This window comes from Aliivibrio sp. S2TY2, from assembly GCF_028765525.1.
Lineage (GTDB): Bacteria > Pseudomonadota > Gammaproteobacteria > Enterobacterales > Vibrionaceae > Aliivibrio > Aliivibrio finisterrensis_A.
This window is the reverse complement of record NZ_JARACS010000024.1, coordinates 1-5,530: the sequence shown is the minus strand read 5'-3', so window position 1 is coordinate 5,530 and position 5,530 is coordinate 1. Positions and strand designations below refer to the sequence as shown.

General features: G+C 37.5%; 6 protein-coding genes and 1 pseudogene. 4 read left to right on the top strand and 3 right to left on the bottom strand.

Annotated features, from left to right (window positions below):
• Nucleotides 1–100 precede the first annotated feature (100 nt).
• Nucleotides 101–574: an HAD family hydrolase gene (locus PVK63_RS19765; RefSeq protein ID WP_130087656.1), complete on the top strand. Its 474-nt coding sequence runs from the start codon at nucleotides 101–103 to the stop codon at nucleotides 572–574.
• Here PVK63_RS19765 and PVK63_RS19760 read toward each other — a convergent pair.
• On the bottom strand, nucleotides 564–1,520 hold the full coding sequence (locus tag PVK63_RS19760; RefSeq protein ID WP_130087655.1) for an IS30 family transposase: 957 nt from the start codon (nucleotides 1,518–1,520) through the stop codon (nucleotides 564–566). The two genes, PVK63_RS19765 and PVK63_RS19760, sit on opposite strands and share 11 nt — an antisense overlap.
• Nucleotides 1,521–1,630: 110 nt before the next feature.
• On the opposite strand from PVK63_RS19760, the gene PVK63_RS19755 reads away from it, so the two are divergent.
• Nucleotides 1,631–1,870, top strand: coding sequence for a DUF6933 domain-containing protein (locus tag PVK63_RS19755; protein ID WP_423734708.1), 240 nt, complete (start codon nucleotides 1,631–1,633; stop codon nucleotides 1,868–1,870).
• Nucleotides 1,871–1,975: 105 nt separating this feature from the next.
• Here the strand turns inward: PVK63_RS19755 and PVK63_RS19750 are convergent, their stop codons facing one another.
• On the bottom strand, nucleotides 1,976–3,118 hold the full coding sequence (locus PVK63_RS19750) for an ISAs1 family transposase (RefSeq protein WP_274440971.1): 1,143 nt from the start codon (nucleotides 3,116–3,118) through the stop codon (nucleotides 1,976–1,978).
• A gap of 95 nt (nucleotides 3,119–3,213) precedes the next feature.
• Between PVK63_RS19750 and PVK63_RS19745 the strand changes: the two are divergent.
• A pseudogene (locus tag PVK63_RS19745) lies at nucleotides 3,214–3,364 on the top strand (IS3 family transposase); the annotation flags it as partial.
• A gap of 242 nt (nucleotides 3,365–3,606) precedes the next feature.
• A complete protein-coding gene (locus PVK63_RS19740; protein WP_130046140.1) occupies nucleotides 3,607–3,855 on the top strand; it encodes a DUF3297 family protein in 249 nt (82 codons plus the stop codon).
• Between the two features lie 85 nt (nucleotides 3,856–3,940).
• Here the strand turns inward: PVK63_RS19740 and PVK63_RS19735 are convergent, their stop codons facing one another.
• Nucleotides 3,941–5,308: a YjiH family protein gene (locus tag PVK63_RS19735; protein ID WP_165371208.1), complete on the bottom strand. Its 1,368-nt coding sequence runs from the start codon at nucleotides 5,306–5,308 to the stop codon at nucleotides 3,941–3,943.
• Nucleotides 5,309–5,530: the final 222 nt, after the last annotated feature.

The following is a 5,530-nucleotide window of genomic DNA, read 5'->3' as shown; positions in this document are numbered from 1 at the left end:
ATTCTAGGTTTCTTTGAGTTTAGCGTGTTAAGTGGTAAATTTAGGCTTAATCAGCATAGTAGCAAACGTGTTATGCAGGCGTTATATGCAAGGAGGCATTATGAAAAAAGCTTATCTGTTCGATTGGGGTGACACTTTAATGGTCGATTTTCCAAATGCTCAAGGAAAAATGTGTGCTTGGGAAACAGTTCAAGCCGTAGATGGTGCTTTGGAAATGTTAGCTTCGCTATCCCAGAAAGGACATTTGCTTTATGTGGCAACTGGTGCAGATGATTCCAGTGTTCGGGATATTGAATTGGCATTTGAACGAGTCGAGTTGTCTCAATTCATTTCAGGCTATTTTTGTAAGTCAAATATTGGTTTATCAAAAGGTAGTTCTGAATTTTATCAAAGAATAACGAATAAGTTAGGTGTTGAACCTAGTCAACTTACAATGGTTGGTGATTCACTTGAAAAAGACGTTATTTCAGCGATAGAGGCTGGTTTAAATGCTATTTGGTTTAATCCACTAGGTTTGGAAAAAGAAAGTCACTCCAATTTTAGAACGATCTCTCAGCTTCATGCTAGATCGTAACAATAACCGACACACGCTTACCGTTTAAAAACTCACTCGGACTCAGAAAATTTAATGCCTTTCTAGGCCTCGAATTAATCAAAAACTCTGCCTGTTTAATCTCTTTTGCTGCAAGTTCTCCAATGGCCATTCCCTTTGGGAAAAAACGTCTTAGTAAACCATTGGTATTCTCATTCAAACCTCGCTGCCAGGAATGGTAAGGTTTAGCAAAATAAATGTCACAGTTCAGATGCTTAGCTATCTTAGCATGACCCGCAAACTCTCCGCCATTATCAAATGTGATTGTTTTGCAAAGCCCTTTAAAGGGCTTCATCATGCGATTTATTCCACGAGTAACGGCTTTTTTGGACTTACTGCGTACTTTACAGGTAACTAATAGCTTAGATACTCGCTCTACCATCGTGACTAAATACCCATCTTGGCCATAAACTGTATCACCTTCCCAATGGCCAACTTCTGATTTATCGTCAACAATTGTAGGCCGTTGAGAGATATCAACACGGTTAGGGATTAATCTTTCTCCTGCTTCTACACCTTTACGTAGTTTGTATTTTTTACCTTTTCGAGCAAGCATTCTTTGCCAATGCTCTCTTTTAACTACATTGTAAATCGTACTGCAACATATTGTATTTTCAATTTTTTCTTTACGCATCCGTCCAGATATCTGCTCTGGACTCCAACCAAGTTGCAGGTATGTTTGAATAATTTTCTTATTCTTTTGGTTACATTTTGTATGCTTAATTGAAAGTGTTCTTTTTTGAAAAGCATGTCTATGCGCTTGCTCGGCAGAATAACTTCCAGCAGGACAGCGTCGTAATTCCCTTGAAATGGAACCATTGCTCCATTTTAATTTTTGTCCTATTTCCCGAGCAGAAATACAGTGTGTATTCCAAGCTTCAATCTGGTATCTTTCACTTAGTGTCAGTTGCTTATATTGGTGTCCCATGGGATTACCTTAGTTGATTGTGTGAGAGCTTGAAGCTTATAGGCAACTGACTCTCTAATCTATACCAAAGTGTGTCGGTTATTCTTGGGATCTAGGTTAGTCCTCAGACGATTGCTGCATTTTCTGATAACCAGACGATAATTCAATACACTAAAACTGATAATAGAAGTAAGGTTGGCTCTATGACTGACCTAATATATTTGTATAGCACATGGATTGACTCCGAAGGTGGTTTGTCTGAAATTGACGTTGTTGATCTCGGAATGAAACTTAACAGAGTTCCTCAGACGAATCTTAAATTAACTTATGCAATTAATGAGCTTAAACAGGCGCTTGGAGAAACAACATAACAATCGCATCAACACGATTTGCTACACTCGGCGTTGTCAGTGTAGTGGTCTAATAGTTCCGGACACCTCTATAAGTTTTAGTTATTATGTCACTAGAGGTGAATATCAGGGTAAGAGCGTGAATGCCTGACTTTTAACCACTTCGTTCTGGGTACCTAAAATTTTATCAAGATATGCAGTATCCGCGTATGCTCTGCGTTGTTTACGTCGAATGCTCTTATTTTCACTTTTTTCACTTCTTAACATATTTAATGCAGCATGCCTCAGTGCACCTAGATTTTCTGCGCTATTATCTTTATAAATCTGACACTTATCTTCATTCATTGTAACGTCTAAAACCCAATGGAGTTGATTCTCTATCATCCAATGATTACGAACTGCTTGTGCAAATTTCTCACTCGTTAGGCTTGCTGAACTAATATAATATCTAAACTCGAGTGAGGTCGTCTCTGTGCCTCGAGATTGAAATCCAATGGCAACTCCGACGGTTTTTAAACCGGCCCACTCTGGAAATTGTTTTGATAGTTTTTCAGCGTCTAATACATAATATTCCTTAACGTCTAATCGGCCATGCTGCTCTTCTATAGTCATTGGTGAGCTTGTATTTAAGACCACGTCACTAAGCTGCTCTTTGATCGCGTCATGAAGTTTTCGTTGGTTTCTTTTAACTAAAAGAAGGTAGTCACCACCATTATCAACAATGTTAGTTGCAATTTCTTTTTGACAACCCATCGCATCGATTGTAATTAAACACCCTTTAATATCAAGTTGTTGGAGTAATTTCGGGATTGCAGTAATTTCATTTGATTTCTCATTAGTTTTAATTTGACCTAACACTAATGAGTTTTTTGTAGCAAAAGCGCTAACCATATGAACACAAGAGTTTCTGTCATTACGGTTATATGAACTGCGTAATGTTTTCCCATCAATCGCTATTATTTCTGAATTAAAGGCATGTGATATATCAAGCATCCAATTAATAAAACACTGGTTAAATTCTTCTGGCTCAAGCCTTGCGATTATACGAGCAATGGTTTCGTGAGCAGGTATACCATCTGGCAGTAGATTTTTTGATTGAAGCCAGTTTAAATGTAGATTTCCGAAGTCTTCAATATCTTCCCAGCCTTCAGCACCAGTGATAACGGAGCATAGAGTAAGAAATATGACATCAAAAAGGGAGTAAGTAACTTTAGCTTGTTGGCGAGGGTCATTAATAGAGGAAAAACGTTTAGAAAATGCTGATATCACAGGGAATAACTCCTTAAAAGGAGTATAAGATCATAGTCAGGCTAGCTCGTCAAATAAAATTCAGTTGCTTAAAAAACGTTCGCGATCTCGCCCTGTTTTTCAGTCGACTAAAGGTCGAACTGATTTATGCAGAAGATTATCAGTCGATAAATGAAGCTAGAGCTGGGATCTTCGAGTACATCGAAGTGTTCTATAACCGTATCAGCGTTAGGCTATGTAAGCCCAGTTGAGTATGAAAAGAAGTAAAATAGAGAGTGTCTACTTTTCGTGGGGTACTCCAAATTCAGGGCAAGGGCGTGAATGCAACATTTTATCGAAAAGCAGCGATTTTAGATTATGACAAACTTATTGAGAGCAACATTTTTTATTTAAACGTTATAACATCTCATACTGTTATTCACGGTTCTGATTATAATCAGACATAGCTATTGAGCCTTATGTGTATATTGACTACAATAGCGCACTTTTTATTTTCACAGGCAACAAACATGAACGATATCAAATCTCAACCAGCTTTACCTGATCACCTTTCTGGTAATCCACGCAGCCCGCATCATGTAGCAGAGTGTTTTGAATATCATATTGGTATCAAACTTAACGGCAAAGAACGTACAGATGTTGAAGAATACTGTATCAGTGAAGGTTGGGTTAAAATCCCATCACCAAAAGCATTAGATCGCCGTGGTCAACCAATGCTAATCAAATTAAAAGGTACTGTTGAAGCTTTCTATAAGTAAGCAATTAACTTTACACAGCTCTAAATGAAGAAAGGCGACCTCATAAGAAGTCGCCTTTTTTATAACTATTATGTTATTTACTTAATTAAAAGATTAAGTGTGCCATACCTGCAATCACTGGTAACGTAATTAACGTACGTAGAATGAAGATAGCAAACAATTCAAAAATATTTACAGGGATTTTACTACCAAGAAGTAAAGCACCCACTTCAGACATATAGATAAGTTGAGTCACAGACATAGCCGCGATAACAAAGCGAGTCATCTCACTATCGATAGACGCCGCAATAATTGATGGAATGAACATATCAGCAAAACCAACAACAATCGTTTGAGATGCTTCTACCGCATAAGGAACACCAAGTAATTCTAAAAAAGGAATAAAAGGCTGGCCCAATACAGAAAATACAGAAGTATATTCAGCAATAACTAAAGCGATAGTACCAAGCGCCATAACGACAGGTAATACACCAAAAACCATATCAACTGCGTTTTTAACACCTTCGCCAAACACACTTCGAATAGAAGTTACTTTTGAAGCCTTATTCATTGCTTGCTCAAGGCCCCAAGAAAAAGTCGTATAGCCTTCTGGGATAACTTCAGCATCAACAGCACGTTCAGAACCATCGATAAACAGGTCCTTTTTACGGCTAAGAGGAGGCAGGCGAGGGATGATGATTGCCGCAACAACACCGGCTAGACATACCGTTAAGTAAAATGGTAAGAAATAGCTTTCTAATTCAACTTGCGCAATAACCACTAAGCTAAAGGTAATAGACACAGCAGAGAACGTCGTACCAACAACAGCAGCTTCACGTTGAGTATAAAACTTCTCTTCATATTGCTTACTTGTTAAAAGAATACCAACAGAACCATCACCTAACCAAGAAGCCATACAATCAATAGCTGAACGACCAGGTAAATTGAAAACAGGGCGCATAATTTTACTTAAAAGAGCACCGAACAATTCCAATAAACCAAAGTTAAGCAATAAAGGAAGCAGTAATCCCGCAAAAATAAATACAGAGAAGAGAACAGGTAACAGATCGTTAAGAACTAAACCACCAGTATTTGGTTCCCATATCGCTTCAGGACCAACTTGAAAGAAAACCATTGCAGCAGCGGTGCCGCCAATTAAGCGAACCACAAACCAAAGAGGGGTAGGGTTAAGTAAACCAAATAAAAAGTCGTTATTTGTGATAATGCTAGGCTTAATAATCTTAGCCAGAATGGTAATTACAGACATAAACATAACGATGCCAGTAACTATTGCGACTAGATGCTCACCAAACAAAGCTTGAATTGATTTTGCTAATACAGCAACAGGAATGGTGATATCACCGTTATAAGTGATTGGAGCCATAAATAGGAACAGACCAATCAACGATGGGATAAGAAACATTAGAAGATTCTTCTTCTTGCTCATTTGGGGTATCTCACTTGAATTTTGCATAAATCTCTCAATTACTACTAGTTAATAAAAAGCTAATCCTTAGCATTATTATTCACTAAACTTCCGTATTCATTCAGTTATTATGGAGAGTACACTGTTTTTTTTAAAAGTGGAATACTATTCATTAAAAAAAAGTATTTATTCACTTGTATGTGGTGATAACTATTGGGTAGCATTTAAAACGCAACTGAATTGTTTGTTTTTTGTTACATTCTAAAAATT

Bases quoted from the DNA above. Each gene is read 5' to 3' on its own strand.
- PVK63_RS19765 (WP_130087656.1), top strand. From the start codon at position 101: ATGAAAAAAGCTTATCTGTTCGATTGGGGTGACACTTTAATGGTCGAT.
- PVK63_RS19760 (WP_130087655.1), bottom strand. From the start codon at position 1,520: ATGGGACACCAATATAAGCAACTGACACTAAGTGAAAGATACCAGATT.
- PVK63_RS19740 (WP_130046140.1), top strand. From the start codon at position 3,607: ATGAACGATATCAAATCTCAACCAGCTTTACCTGATCACCTTTCTGGT.
- PVK63_RS19735 (WP_165371208.1), bottom strand. From the start codon at position 5,308: ATGCAAAATTCAAGTGAGATACCCCAAATGAGCAAGAAGAAGAATCTT.